The 13664-nt window shown below is 68.8% G+C and carries 15 protein-coding genes; 7 read left to right on the top strand and 8 right to left on the bottom strand.

Annotated elements, in window-relative coordinates:
• The 4 genes from tatB to sigE form a co-directional block, all read right to left on the bottom strand.
• Positions 1 to 309 (bottom strand): Sec-independent protein translocase protein TatB (tatB, locus tag A9X04_RS27575; protein WP_067927858.1); only part of this gene is annotated, 309 nt, incomplete at its 3' end.
• Positions 310 to 1836, bottom strand: coding sequence for a S1C family serine protease (locus tag A9X04_RS27570; protein ID WP_067927854.1), 1527 nt, complete (start codon positions 1834 to 1836; stop codon positions 310 to 312). It lies immediately after the preceding gene.
• Between the two features lie 187 nt (positions 1837 to 2023).
• Positions 2024 to 2419 carry an anti-sigma E factor RseA gene (gene rseA, locus A9X04_RS27565; protein ID WP_067927851.1) on the bottom strand — a complete coding sequence of 132 codons (396 nt, stop codon included), beginning with the start codon at positions 2417 to 2419 and terminating at the stop codon, positions 2024 to 2026.
• A gap of 119 nt (positions 2420 to 2538) precedes the next feature.
• The gene (sigE, locus tag A9X04_RS27560; RefSeq protein WP_067927849.1) at positions 2539 to 3306 is read right to left on the bottom strand and encodes an RNA polymerase sigma factor SigE; all 768 of its coding nucleotides are present in this window, start codon (positions 3304 to 3306) and stop codon (positions 2539 to 2541) included.
• A gap of 202 nt (positions 3307 to 3508) precedes the next feature.
• Between sigE and A9X04_RS27555 the strand changes: the two genes are divergently transcribed.
• From A9X04_RS27555 to A9X04_RS27530, 6 genes are all read left to right on the top strand, one after another.
• Positions 3509 to 4177, top strand: coding sequence for an O-methyltransferase (locus A9X04_RS27555; protein ID WP_067927846.1), 669 nt, complete (start codon positions 3509 to 3511; stop codon positions 4175 to 4177).
• Between the two features lie 90 nt (positions 4178 to 4267).
• Positions 4268 to 4906 (top strand): TetR/AcrR family transcriptional regulator, encoded by a 639-nt coding sequence (locus A9X04_RS27550; protein ID WP_067927843.1) that lies wholly within the window; start codon positions 4268 to 4270, stop codon positions 4904 to 4906.
• Entirely contained in the window at positions 4896 to 5810 is a 915-nt protein-coding gene (locus A9X04_RS27545; protein WP_067927840.1) for an ABC transporter ATP-binding protein, read from the top strand. The genes A9X04_RS27550 and A9X04_RS27545 overlap by 11 nt, the downstream gene beginning before the upstream one ends.
• Positions 5807 to 7450: an ABC transporter permease gene (locus tag A9X04_RS27540; RefSeq protein ID WP_156764564.1), complete on the top strand. Its 1644-nt coding sequence runs from the start codon at positions 5807 to 5809 to the stop codon at positions 7448 to 7450. The genes A9X04_RS27545 and A9X04_RS27540 overlap by 4 nt, the downstream gene beginning before the upstream one ends.
• Positions 7451 to 7458: 8 nt before the next feature.
• On the top strand, positions 7459 to 8133 hold the full coding sequence (locus A9X04_RS27535; RefSeq protein ID WP_067927837.1) for an isoprenylcysteine carboxylmethyltransferase family protein: 675 nt from the start codon (positions 7459 to 7461) through the stop codon (positions 8131 to 8133).
• Positions 8134 to 8163: 30 nt separating this feature from the next.
• Entirely contained in the window at positions 8164 to 9858 is a 1695-nt protein-coding gene (locus tag A9X04_RS27530) for a CocE/NonD family hydrolase (protein WP_067927834.1), read from the top strand.
• Positions 9859 to 9865: 7 nt separating this feature from the next.
• On the opposite strand, the gene glgC is transcribed toward A9X04_RS27530, so the two are convergent.
• Positions 9866 to 11080 (bottom strand): glucose-1-phosphate adenylyltransferase, encoded by a 1215-nt coding sequence (gene glgC / locus A9X04_RS27525; protein WP_067927831.1) that lies wholly within the window; start codon positions 11078 to 11080, stop codon positions 9866 to 9868.
• Between the two features lie 216 nt (positions 11081 to 11296).
• On the opposite strand from glgC, the gene glgA reads away from it, so the two are divergent.
• Complete coding sequence (gene glgA, locus A9X04_RS27520) at positions 11297 to 12460, top strand: glycogen synthase (RefSeq protein ID WP_067927828.1); 1164 nt, start codon at positions 11297 to 11299, stop codon at positions 12458 to 12460.
• A 23-nt stretch (positions 12461 to 12483) separates the two neighbouring features.
• Here glgA and A9X04_RS27515 read toward each other — a convergent pair whose 3' ends face one another.
• From A9X04_RS27515 to A9X04_RS27505, 3 genes are all read right to left on the bottom strand, one after another.
• Positions 12484 to 12657: a DUF3117 domain-containing protein gene (locus tag A9X04_RS27515; protein WP_003878471.1), complete on the bottom strand. Its 174-nt coding sequence runs from the start codon at positions 12655 to 12657 to the stop codon at positions 12484 to 12486.
• Positions 12658 to 12918: 261 nt separating this feature from the next.
• On the bottom strand, positions 12919 to 13497 hold the full coding sequence (locus A9X04_RS27510) for a DNA-3-methyladenine glycosylase I (protein ID WP_067927826.1): 579 nt from the start codon (positions 13495 to 13497) through the stop codon (positions 12919 to 12921).
• A gap of 2 nt (positions 13498 to 13499) precedes the next feature.
• On the bottom strand, positions 13500 to 13664 hold a 165-nt coding region (locus A9X04_RS27505; RefSeq protein ID WP_156764563.1), incomplete at its 5' end, for a DivIVA domain-containing protein.

Below are 13664 nucleotides of genomic sequence, written 5' to 3'. Positions count from 1 at the left end.
CCCGTTGGCCGGTCTGTCGAAGTTCCCGGTGAGGAAGGAATCGTCGCCGTCGAGCAGGTGCTTGGTCAGGGCGGCGCGCGGAGTCATCCCTCGCAGTCTCTGCAGTTCGCTCAGCGGAACCCGCAGATCGTCGAACTCGGGCCCGAGGTCGTCGCGCAACTGGGTGGTCACCCCACTGAGGTAGTCGCGAGCCTGGCGCAGCGCGGTCGACGTCCAGCGGATCGCGCCGGGAAGCCGCTCCGGGCCGAGGACCACCAACCCGACCACGACGAGGACCAGGATGTGCTCCCAGCTCAGGCTGCCGAACATCTAGCTGCCGTCGGGGTCGGGCTTGACGGTGAGGGTGACGTGCCGGCCGTCGCGGACCACCTCGATCGGGGAGTCCTGGCCGATGGTCAGCTGGCGCACGGCGACGACGAACTCGTCGGCATCGGCGACCGTGCGGTTACCGACCTTGACGATGACGTCGTTCTCCAGGATTCCGCCCTTTTGCGCGGGGCTTCCCGCCTTCACGTTGGCGACCTGGGCCCCGGAGGCGATCGCGTTGCTCACCGAGCGGGTGCTGATCCCCAGCGTCGGGTGCACGATCTTGCCGTCCTTGATCAGCGTCTGCGCGACTTCCTTCGCCTCGTTGATCGGGATGGCGAAGCCGAGCCCACTGGCGCTGTCGGACAGGGACTTACCCGCGGTGTTGATGCCGATCACCTGCGAATCCATATCGATCAGCGGGCCACCGGAGTTGCCGTGGTTGATGGACGCGTCGGTCTGCAGGGCGTCGATGACGGTGTCGGTGTCCGAGCCCTCCCCCGACAACGGGACGGGCCGGTGCAGCGCGCTGATGATGCCGTGGGTCACGGTGCTGCGCAGGCCCAGCGGCGCACCGGCCGCGAGCACCTCGTCGCCGACGCGCACCTTGTCCGAGTCGCCGAACCGGGCCACGCTGAGGTTGTCGACGTTGTCGACCTTGAGCACGGCCAGGTCGGTCTTGGGGTCGCGGCCGACGAGGTTGGCCGGCACTTCCTTGCCGTCGTTGAACACCACGGTCGTCTTGAACTGGCTGGGGTTGTTGGCCGCCTCGGAGATCACGTGGTTGTTGGTGACGATGTAGCCGCGACCGTCGACCACCACGCCGGAGCCCTGCAGGCCCTCCTGATCACTCTTGGACTCGATGGTCACCACCGAGTTGGCGGTCGCGGCCGCCACCTTCGCGAAGCGACCGGCCGGGCCTTCGCCGTTGCCGTTGGTCGACAGCGTCACCTTCGAGGTGGTGAAGGCCTCGGCCACCTCGGCCGTCTTGCGACCGACCACCCCGCCGATCACACCGATGAGCAACGCGATCAGCAGCAAGACGAGCAACGCCAGGTAGGACACCTTGCCGCCGAACAGCACATCGCGCACACCGAGCTTGCCGCCGTAGCCCTGCGGCCTCCGGGGTCCCGACGGGGCCACTGCCGGGGTGCCCAGCGCCGCCGCCGCCGCCGGGTCACGCCACGGATCGTCGGCCTCGTCCGGCTCGACACCGTCTTTCTCGGCCGCGAGCGCACCGGCGTCGACGGGGTGGCGCTGCAGCGAGTCGGGGCTGCCGACCGGCCGGCTGAACGCCTCCTGAAGCACGGGATCGGCCGGCTCGTCGTGGGGCCTGAACTCGCTCTGGTCCCGATACTTCGGCGGGCGGACGCGATCGGCCACGAAGGATCCGCGCAGCCCGTCGGGCCGGCTGAACAGTTGACGCGAGGCGGGGTCGACCGGCGGACGCGAGATGGGGCGCGGCGCCAAACGGCTGCCGCGGTTCTTGCCGCTGTCCTGCTTCTGGTCGAAGCCTTGATCGGAGGTCACGTTACCCCTTCGGATCCTCTTCTTGAGCGCTCGAGACGGGCCCTTCACCGGGCGAGATGTGCAACACCGGCGCGGTTGTGTCCACCCTAGTATCCACGGTTCCGCGCACCTCGCCCATGAGCGCACGGGCGGCGTGCGCAAAATTCGGCCGGATCAATTGCGGGGATTTCGAAGAGGAGGTGTCGAGCTAGCGGCGCTTGCGCTGTTCACGGGCGTCGCGGTCAGCAAAACGGTCGGCCGCCCGGTTGCTCGCATCGTCGGGCGAATCGTAGGGAATCTCCGCCAGCATCCCGAGCAGCGTGCTCGGGATGCGGATCGGTTGCGAGTCCCGCAGCGCCGCACGCGCCCGGCTCTGATCGTCCACCTCTGCCGCGCACTGCGGGCACAGCGACAGGTGATGCGCGGCCCGCAGGTGCGCGTTCATCCGCAACTCACCGTCGACGAAGGCCGCGATGGCCTCCACGGAGAGGTGCTCGGTGGAACCGAACTGGCGCGGGGCGCCGACGGGCGCATCGCTTTGAGAGGCGAACTGAGCGGGAAGCCAGGAGAACGCACGCCGGAAGACATGTCCTCGATCGGGCATCGCCGGGTCCTTTCGTTGCGCCTACCCCTCGAATGTAGCGCGAGGCGGGGCGCAATACCCCGTCTACAGGCGGCAAAACCGCTGGCATCGCGGGCCGTGGCAGGCCTGCGTTCGCCGGGCTACGCCGACTCGGCGTGCAGCGCGTTGCGGCCGGGACCGGGTTCGGGATGCGCGGCCAGGTAGTCGCGCAGGGCCTGACGTCCGCGGTGGATGCGGCTACGCACGGTGCCGAGCTTCACGCCCAGCGTCGCGCCGATCTCCTCGTAGGACAGGCCCTCGATGTCACACAGCACGACCGCGGCGCGGAACTCCGGTGGCAGCGAATCCAGGGCCGCCTGCAGATCGGGGCCGAGCCGCGAATCGTGGTAGATCTCTTCGGGATTCGGCTCGTCGGCGGGCACCCGCTCGTAATCCTCGGGCAGCGCCTCCATCCGGATCCGGGCGCGCCGGCGCACCATGTCCAGGAACAGGTTGGTGGTGATGCGGTGCAACCACCCTTCGAACGTCCCGGGCTGGTAGTTCTGCACCGACCGGAAGACTCGGATGAACGTCTCCTGGGTGAGGTCCTCGGCGTCGTGCTGATTGCCGGAGAGGCGGTAGGCCAGCCGGTACACCCGGTCGGCGTGCTGACGCACCAGTTCGTCCCACGAGGGCATCGTGGACTTGTCCCCGGTCGCGTCGAAGACCGCGGTGCCCTGCAACCCGTCGGACGGCTCCACCCACTCGTCTGCGGGGCAGTCCTGCGCGTGCGACATGCTGGTCGGGCCCAAAAGCGTGGTGATGATCAGATCCTCCGAATCCGTCCTGCCCAAAAGCGACAAGTCGTCACCGGCGGCAACACGTGGCCGCCAGTCCGTATTCCCGTGCCAACGCGTTCCGCGATCCATAGGGACACCGTCGCGTATCGGCGTATGTGCGATATATGAACAATCTGAGCTCAACCTGAGAAACCGGATCGTTACCATCGCTGCGCAGGAGATATCCGCCGCGGGGGGAAACTAAACGCCTCGACGTTGCCGGGCGTGTCGTGGCGGGGCGGCTTAGGCGTGCCACGCCGGGCCGCGCACCGAAGTGGAATACGCTGCGGGCATGGACGGCACCGACGCAGAAACCCCCGGCCAGCCGGCGCCCAGTCGAGCCGAATCCCTCTTCGCGCACGCCGAGGGGTCGATCTCGGAGGACGCGCTGCTGGCGGCCGCCCGCGAGCGCGCGATGGACATCGGCGCGGGCGCGGTGACGCCGGCGGTGGGTGCGCTGCTGAGCCTGTTGACCAAACTCAGCGGCGGCAAGGCCGTCGCCGAGGTGGGCACCGGTGCCGGGGTCAGCGGGCTGTGGCTGTTGTCCGGCATGAGCGACGACGGCGTCTTGACGACGATCGACATCGAGCCCGAGTATCTGCGGCTCGCCAAGCAGGCCTTCTCCGAGGCCGGGATCGGGCCGTCGCGCACCCGGTTGATCAGCGGCCGGGCCCAGGAGGTCCTCACCCGGCTGGCCGACGAGTCCTACGACCTGGTGTTCATCGACGCAGACCCGGTTGATCAGCCCGATTACGTCGTGGAGGGCGTGCGGCTGCTGCGACCCGGCGGCGTCATCGTGGTGCACCGGGCCGCCCTCGGGGGGCGTGCCGGCGATCCCGCCGCCCGCGACGCGGAGGTGATCGCGGTGCGGGAGGCGGCGCGGCTCATCGCGGAGGACGAGCGGCTCACCCCGGCGCTGGTGCCACTCGGCGACGGCATTTTGGCCGCCGTGCGCGATTAGTCCGCGCACCACACCCATACGGATTCTTGACCGATTCTTGACGGGCCACCCCCTTGACTCGCGACTGAACGCGCGTTTAGCCTACTGAACATGCGTTCAGCCGACCTGACCGCCGCCGCCCGGATCCGGGACGCGGCGATCGAACAGTTCGGCGAGCAGGGGTTCGGCGTCGGGCTGCGCGCGATCGCCGAAGCCGCAGGCGTGAGCGCCGCGCTGGTCATCCACCACTTCGGTTCCAAGGATGGCCTGCGCAAGGCGTGTGACGACTACATCGCCGAAGAGATCCGCAACAGCAAGTCCGAGGCTCTCAGGTCGAACGACCCCGCCACCTGGTTCGCCCAGATGGCCGAGATCGAGTCGTACGCGCCGATGATGGCCTACCTGGTCCGCAGCATGCAGTCCGGCGGAGAACTGGCGAACATGTTGTGGCGCAGAATGATCGACAACGCCGAAGAGTACCTGGACGAGGGCGTGCGGGCAGGCACCATCAAGCCCAGCCGGGACCCGCACGCCCGGGCCCGGTACCTGGGCATCACCGGCGGTGGCGGCTTTCTGCTGTATCTGCAGATGCATGAAACCCCAACGGATATCCGGGCGGTCCTGCGCGACTATGCCCGCGAGATGGTGCTGCCCGCGCTGGAGATCTACACCGAAGGGCTGATGGTCGACCGCACCATGTACGACGCCTTCCTGGCCGCCGAAGATCAAGGAGAAACCGATGCCAGTTGACACTGCCGCGCCCATCGAAATCCGCGGCCTGACAAAGAGATTCGGGGCGGTGCACGCGCTCGACGGCCTCGACCTCACCGTGCGCGAAGGCGAGGTGCACGGCTTCCTCGGCCCCAACGGCGCGGGGAAGTCGACGACCATCCGCATCCTGCTGGGTCTGGTCAGGGCGGACGGCGGCACCGTGCGCCTCCTGGGCGGTGACCCATGGACCGACGCGGTGGAGCTGCACCGCCAAATCGCCTACGTGCCCGGCGATGTCACGCTGTGGCCGACGCTGACCGGGGGCGAGACCATCGACATGCTGGCCCGCATGCGCGGCGGCATCGATCACCGGCGCCGCGCCGAGTTGATCGAGCGCTTCGACCTCGACCCGCACAAGAAGGCGCGGACCTACTCCAAGGGCAACCGGCAGAAGGTCTCCCTGATCTCGGCCTTCTCCTCGCGAGCCCGCCTGCTGCTCCTGGACGAGCCCAGCAGCGGCCTGGACCCCCTGATGGAGAACGTCTTTCAGCAGTGCGTCGCCGAGGCGCGCGACCGGGGTACGACGGTTTTGTTGTCCAGTCACATTCTGGCCGAGACGGAAGCGCTGTGCGAAAGGGTGACCATCATCCGCGCCGGCAGGACCATCGAGAGCGGCTCGCTGGACTCCATGCGGCATCTCAGCCGCACTTCGATCAGGGCCGAGATGACCGGCGACCCCGGCGACCTCACCCGGATCAAGGGCGTAGCGGACGTCAGCGTCGAGGGTTACACGTTGCGCGCCCAGGTCGACAGCGAAAGCCTGGGCGAACTGATCCGCGCGCTCGGCGACGCCGGTGTGCGCAGCCTCGTCAGCCAGCCGCCGACGCTCGAGGAACTCTTCCTGCGCCACTACGACACGGCGGGCAGGGTGTCCGCATCATGACCACCGCAACCTTGGATCGGTCGCACCGTCCGGCCCACCCCGCGCCGCAACGCCGGCCGAACTTCACGGGAACGCTCGCAATGCTGCGGCTCTACCTGCGCCGCGATCGAATCTCACTGCCGCTGTGGGTGTTACTGCTGTCCGTGCCGCTGGCAACGGTGTACGTCGGCAGCATCGAAAAGGTCTACCCCACCCAGGCCACACGCGCCGGGTTCGCCGCGTCCATCATGGCGAGCCCAGCACAGCGCGCGCTCTACGGCCAGGTCTACAACGACAGCCTTGGGGCCGTTGGCATTTGGAAGGCGGGGATGTTTCACCTGCTGATCTCGGTGGCCGTCATCCTGACCGTCATCCGGCACACCCGCGCCGACGAGGAGGCCGGCCGAACCGAACTCCTCGACTCCACCGCGGTCGGCCGCTACGCCGGCCTCAGCGCCGCGCTGCTGTTGTCCTTCGGGGCCAGCGTCGCCACCGGCGTGATCGGCGCGGCGGGACTGCTCACCACCGATGTCCCACCCGGCGGGTCGCTCGCGTTCGGCGCCGCGCTCGCTTGCTCTGGATTGGTGTTCACCGCGGTCGCCGCGGTGGCCGCCCAACTGTCACCGAGTGCGCGGACCGCCCGCGGGGCCGCGTTTGCGGTCCTGGCAGCCGCCTTCACGCTGCGCGCCCTCGGCGACGCCGGTTCCGGTTCGCTGTCGTGGCTCTCGCCCCTGGGGTGGTCGCTGCAAGTCCGGCCGTACGCGGGAGACCACTGGTCGGTGCTGGCGCTGCACGTGGCGACGACCGTCGCGCTGACTCTGGTGGCCTACCGCCTGCTGGCCGGCCGAGACGTCGGCGCCGGCCTCGTCGCCGAGCGCCCCGGTCCGGGCTCCGCGGCGCCCGCGCTGGGCAATGTATTCGGGCTGGCCTGGCGGCTGGACCGCGGCGCCCTGGTGCTGTGGACGGTGGGCCTCTGCCTGTATGGCGTGTTGCTGGGCAGCGTGGTGCACGGCATCGGCGACGAGCTCGGCAACAGCAACGCCGCGCGCGACATCGTCGTCCGGATGGGCGGCACCAACGCGTTGGCGGAGGCATTCATCGCCGTCGCCTTCACCATGCTGGGCATGGCGGCCGCCGCATTCACCGTCTCGCTGACATTGCGGCTGCACCAGGAGGAAACGGCCCAACGAGCCGAGACCACCCTGGCCGGCGCGGTGTCGCGAACCCGTTGGCTGGCGAGCCACCTGCTGGCGGCGCTGCTCGGATCCGCGGTGGCGATGCTGGTCAGCGGTGTTGCCGCCGGGCTCGTCTACGGCGCCGCGGCGGGCGACGTCGGCGGCAAGCTGGCCGTCGTGATGGGCAGCGCGGCCGTCCAGCTGCCCGCCGTCTGGCTGCTGTCGGCGGTGACCGTCGCCGTGTTCGGTCTCGCCCCGCGATTCACCCCCGTGGCCTGGGGCGTTCTCGTCGGGTTCATCGCGTTGTACTTGATCGGGTCGTTGGCCGGCTTCCCGCAGTGGCTGCTCGACCTGGAACCGTTCGCCCACATCCCCCGGGTCGGCGCGGATTTCACCGGTGTGCCGCTGCTTTGGCTGTTGGCCATCGACACCGGACTGATTACGCTCGGTGTCATGGCCTTCCGACGCCGCGACCTGCGTAGCTAGAAGGCGTCGTGAAAACCGGTATCCGCGTGACGCTGAGGTCGCTCTGGGGGATCCTGTCGTTCGGGTTGATCCTCTTCGTGCCGGCGGGCACGTTGCGCTATTGGCAGGCATGGGTTTTCATCGCCGTCTTCATGGCGGCCACGATCGTCCCGGTGATCTACCTTGCGCGCCACAACCCCGCCGCGCTGCGGCGGCGCATGAACGCGGGCCCACGGGCCGAACCCCGGGCGGCCCAGAAATTCATCATCACCGGCTCGTTTCTGACCCTGTTCGTGACGATGGTGGTCAGCGCGCTCGATCACCGGTTCGGCTGGTCGTCGGTGCCGGCGTGGCTATGTGTGGTCGGCGACGTCCTGGTGGTGACGGGACTCGGGCTCGCCATGCTGGTGATCGTCCAAAACGGTTATGCCGGCGCCACCATCACCGTGGAGTCGGGCCAGACGCTGGTGACCGACGGACTCTACCGATTCGTGCGCCATCCCATGTACGTCGGAAACGTGATCATGATGATCGGCATGCCCTTGGCGCTCGGCTCCTATTGGGGACTGCTGTTCGTCCTCCCGGGCGGCGTCATGCTCGCACTGCGCATCCTCGACGAGGAAAAGCTGCTCACCGAGGAGCTGACCGGGTATCGCGAATACCGGCAGCGGGTGCGCTACCGGCTGGTGCCCTACATCTGGTAATCGCCAAGACGACCCGCCTAGGGTAGTCGCGTGGCCCGAAATCCCGCGCCCACCCGGGACCGGCCGTGGCGGCGGCCCGGTGCACTCCGGTACGCGGTGAGCCGCCTGCGCGGTCTGGCCGCGCCCCCCGTCACCGTGACCGATCCGCCGGCCGGCCTACGCGTCGAGCGCGACGTGGGCGTGCCGACCCGCGACGGAACGGTGTTGCGGCTCAACGTGTTCCGGGAGGCCGTCGCGCCGGCCCGGCCGGTGATTCTGAGCATCCACCCCTATGGCAAGGACAACCTGCCGAAACGGCGCGGCAGCAGGTGGACGTTCTCCGTGCAGTACCGGATTCTGCGCCAGCCTCGGCCGGTGACCTTCTCGGCTCTGACCGGTTGGGAGGCACCCGATCCGGCGTGGTGGACCGCGCAGGGGTTCGTGGTGGTGAACTCCGACGCCCGCGGCTGCGGCCACTCCGAGGGCACCGGAAAGCTGTTGTCGCGCCGGGAGGCCGAGGACACCTACGACGTCGTGCAGTGGATTGCCGACCAGCCGTGGAGCGATGGGCGGGTCGTCATGCTGGGCGTGTCGTACCTGGCCATCAGCCAGTACGCCGTCGCGGCGCTGCGCCCCCCGGCACTGAAGGCCATCTGTCCCTGGGAGGGCTTCACCGACGCCTACCGCGACCTGAGCTTTCCGGGTGGCGTCCGGGAGCGGGGCTTCACCCGCATGTGGTCGCGGATCGTGCGACGCGACACCCGGCAGGCCTACGACCTGGAGGGGATGCAGGACGCCCACCCGCTGCGCGACGAGTTCTGGCGCTCCCTGGTGCCGGGGCTGTCCGCCATCGACGTGCCGATGCTGGTGTGCGGCAGCTTCTCCGACAACAACCTGCACAGCCGGGGCTCCATCCGCGCGTTCACGGACGCCGGTTCCAGGCACGCCCGCCTCTACACCCACCGCGCGGGGAAATGGGCGACCTTCTATTCCGGGCCCGCGTTGGCCGAGCAGCTGAAGTTTTTCCGCGCCGCGCTGGACGGGGCGCCCGGTTCGCGCAGCGTCCGCCTCGAGGTCCGGGAAGACCGCGACACCGTCGCGGCAGTGCGCGAAGAAGCCGACTGGCCGCTGGCGCGCACCCGTTGGCGGCCTTTGTATCTCGACACGGGCGGGGCACTGGCCGCCCGGCGCCCGCCGCAGCCGGGCAGCATCACATTCGAAACCCGTGCTGCGGCGGCCGCTTTCAGCTGGACGGTTCCCGCGGACGTCGAGTTGACGGGGCCGATGGCGGCGCGGTTGTGGGTCCAATTGCACGGTTGCGACGACGCCAACCTGTTCGTCGGCGTGGAGAAGTGGCGCTCCGGCAGGTTCGGGGACCGGTTTGTCGCATTCGAGGGCTCGTACGGCTACGGGCGCGACCGGGTCAGCACCGGTTGGCAGCGAGTCGCGCTGCGCGCGCTGGACCCCGACCTGTCCAGGCCGTGGGAACCCGTGGCCGCATGCACCGACCCGCAGCCCGTCGCGGCCCACGAGGTCGTCGAGGTCAACGTCGCGCTGGGCCCGTCGGCGACCCTGTTCCGCGCCGGTGAGCGGCTGCGGCTGGTGGTCGCCGGCCGCTGGTTGTGCCCGCGGAACCCGCTCACCGGCCAACTCCCCGCGGCCTACGCCGGCTCGCCGCGCGGTCGCGTCACACTGCACTGGGGCCCGCGCCACGATGCGCACCTGCTGGTCCCAGAGATTCCGTAGCGGGCGGCTAGATCCAGACGCCCTTGCCCACGGCGACCACACCGCCGGCGCTGATCGCGAAGCGCTCCCGGTCCTTCTCCAGGTCCACGCCGACCATCTCGCCGGGGCCGACGACGACGTTCTTGTCCAGGATGGCGTGGCGCACCACCGCGCCCCGGCCGACCCGGGCGCCCGGCATGATCACACTGCCCTCGACGATCGCGCCGTCGTCGACCACGACGTTGGACGACAGCACCGAATTGCGCACCGAGGCCGCCGAGATGATGCTGCCGGCGCCCACGACCGACTCCTGCGCCGAGCCGCCGTTGACGAATTTGGCCGGCGCCAGGTTCTCGGACTCGCCGCGAATCGGCCAGCGCTTGTTGTAGAGGTTGAACACCGGGTGCACCGACACCAGGTCCATGTGGGCGTCGTAGAACGCGTCCAGCGTCCCCACGTCACGCCAGTACCCTCGGTCGCGATCGGTGGCGCCCGGTACCTCGTTGTCCTTGAAGTCGTAGACCGCTGCCATCCCGTCGGCCACGAGGCGCGGGATGATGTCGCCGCCCATGTCGTGGTCGGAGTGGTCGTCGTCGGCGTCGGCGCGTATGGCGTCGATGAGCACCTTCGTGGTGAAGATGTAGTTGCCCATCGATACGAACGTCGAGTCCGGGTCGTCCGGTGTGCCCGGCGGATCCAACGGCTTCTCCACGAAAGCGCGGATGCGCCCGGAATCGTCGGCGTCGATGCACCCGAACGCGCTGGCCTCGCTGCGCGGCACCCGGATGCCGGCCACCGTTGCGCCGGCCCCGCTTTCGATGTGGAACTGGACCATCTGCTCGGGGTCCATCCGATACACGTGGTCGGCGCCGAAAACGACTATGTAGTCGGGGTCTTCGTCGTAGATCAGATTGAGTGACTGGTAGATCGCGTCGGCGGAGCCGGTGTACCAGCGCGGGCCCAGGCGCTGCTGCGCGGGTACCGGGGTGATGTACTCACCGGCCAGACCGGACAGCCGCCAATTCTGCGAAATATGACGGTCAAGTGAATGCGACTTGTACTGAGTGAGAACGCAGATCCGCAAATAGCGGGCATTGACGAGGTTGGACAGCACGAAATCGATCAGCCGGTATGCGCCACCGAAGGGAACTGCGGGCTTGGCCCGGTCCGCGGTCAGCGGATACAGCCGCTTGCCCTCACCGCCGGCCAGGACAATGCCCAGCACGTGTGGCGCTTCCCTCATGGTTCAAACCTATCGGCCGTCGCGAAACGCTGCCAGAGGGACCGTGCTAATTGGCGATCTTCTGTGCGGCTGTCCGTCAAGGTATTTGGTTCCCGGGGTTCCGGCCATCGATTGTCGGCCCGACTCGCGGGCCTCGTCGTCACCGACAGGCTCGACGGTCCGGCGACTTCTCGGCCCGACTCGCGGGCCTCGTCGTCACCGAACTACCGTGCGGGTATGCGGGTGGCGATGATGACTCGGGAGTACCCACCAGAGGTCTACGGGGGCGCCGGTGTACATGTCACCGAACTGGTCGCCCAGCTGCGCCGATTGTGCGCGGTCGATGTGCACTGCATGGGCGCGCCCCGGCCGAACGCCTCCGTGCACCAGCCTGATCCGCGCTTGCGGGGCGCCAACCCCGCGCTGACGACGTTGTCCGCGGACCTGATGATGGCCAACGCCGCGTCAGCGGCCGACGTCGTCCATTCGCACACCTGGTACACCGGCATGGCCGGGCACCTGGCCGCGTTGCTCTACGACGTCCCCCACGTCCTGACCGCTCATTCGCTCGAGCCGCTGCGGCCGTGGAAGGCCGAACAGCTCGGCGGTGGCTATCGCGTGTCGACGTGGGTGGAGCACACGGCGGTTCAGGCCGCGCACGCCGTCATCGCGGTCAGCTCCGCGATGCGTGAAGACATTGTGCGGGTCTATCCCGCCCTGGACCCCAGCCTGGTGCACGTCGTCCGCAACGGCGTCGACACGGACGTCTGGTATCCGTCCGGGCCGATGGAAACCGGGTCGGTGCTGGCCGAACTCGGGGTCGACCCGCACCGGCCCACCGTGGCGTTCGTCGGCCGGATCACCCGGCAGAAGGGTGTGGCCCACCTGGTTGCGGCGGCGCACCGGTTCGCCCCCGAGGTGCAGGTGGTGCTGTGCGCGGGCGCCCCCGACACTCCGGAGATCGCCGACGAGATCCGGTCCGCGGTGGAACGGCTGACCGACCACCGGCAGGGCGTGTTCTGGATCAGGGAGATGCTGCCCGTCGGCGAGATCCGCGAAATACTTTCGGCCGCAACGGTTTTCGTCTGTCCATCGGTGTATGAGCCGCTGGGTATCGTGAACCTGGAGGCGATGGCGTGCGCGACGGCCGTGGTGGCGTCCGATGTCGGGGGGATACCCGAGGTGGTCGTCGACGGGGTGACGGGTTCACTGGTGCATTACGACGCCGGCGACCCGACCGGCTACGAGGCGAGGCTGGCCGAAGCGGTCAATGATCTCGTCGCCGACTCCGAGAAGGCGAAGCGCTACGGCGAGGCGGGACGCCAGCGCTGCGTCGAGGAATTCTCCTGGGCCCGCGTCGCCGAGCAGACCCTGGACATCTACCGAAAGGTGTGTGCGTAGCGGCGGCCGTCCGCCGGCACGTCTCAGCTGGAGCTCGTGACACCCTTGAGTTCGTCACCGAGGGCTGCGGCTTCGTCGGGCGTCAGCTCGACGACCAGTCGACCGCCACCCTCAAGTGGTACCCGCATCACGATGCCGCGCCCCTCCTTGGTTGCTTCCAGAGGACCGTCGCCGGTCCGGGGCTTCATCGCCGCCATCGAGTGCTCCCTCCAGGTTCGAGCTGGCCCGCCTTTGCGGACCTGGTCGGCGCCGAGCATGCCCCGCCAGCGATTTTCCAGCCATACCCGACATCGAACTGCCAAATCACCCCCCCATTGTTCCCTATCCAGGTCACGAGTTGTACAAAGACCCGGCTCTGCGGGCTTAGCGGGCGGCTGAACCCGACCGCCCGCCCCGCATCGTCACCGGGCAGAACCTGATTGCCCGCCTCCTCAGCGGGCCGCAGGCGGCCCGCATCGTCACCGGGCAGAAGGCACCCAGCAGCCCCGGACATGGTCATCGACCATCCCGGTCGCCTGCATCAGCGCATAGGCGGTGGTCGGCCCGACGAAGCGGAACCCGCGCCGCTTGAGCTCACGCGCCATCGCCTTCGATTCCTCGCTGGCCGAAGGAATCTCGGAGCCGTCAGCGGGCCGGGGACGCGGTTCGGGCGCAAAGGACCACAGCAGCTTCGACAGGTCCGCCGCACTTCCCAGCTCGGCCGCGGCGCGCGCGTTGGCGATCGTCGCGTCGATCTTGGCCCGGTTGCGCACGATGCCGGTATCCGCCATCAGCCGCTGTACGTCGTCTTCGGTGTAGCCGGCGACCCGCTCGAAATCGAACCCGGCGAAAGCCCGCCGGAAGTTCTCCCGCTTGCGCAGGATGATCAGCCACGACAGCCCGCTCTGGAAGGCCTCCAGGCTCATCCGCTCGAACAGCGCCAGCCCGTCGTGCACCGGGCGACCCCACTCCTGGTCGTGGTAGTCGCGGTACATCTGGAAATCGGGTCCGGGGCGAATGGCCGCCCAACCACACCGAACCAGCCCGTCATCGCTCACATCTAGTCCAGACGTTCCTCGCGGTCCCCGGGTTCCACGGCCTCGGGCTCGCCTTCGGGTGACGCCGGGGCGTGCACCGCGGCCAGCTCACCGCGCAGCGCCTCGAGCTCGCGGGCCAGCCGGTCCAGCACCCAGTCCACCTCGCTGGTCTTGTATCCGCGCAGCAC

Source organism: Mycobacterium sp. E3247 (assembly GCF_001667785.1).
In the GTDB taxonomy this organism is placed as follows: Bacteria; Actinomycetota; Actinomycetes; order Mycobacteriales; family Mycobacteriaceae; genus Mycobacterium.
The sequence above is the reverse complement of the archived record's forward strand: the minus strand, read 5'-3'. Positions and strand labels throughout refer to the sequence as shown.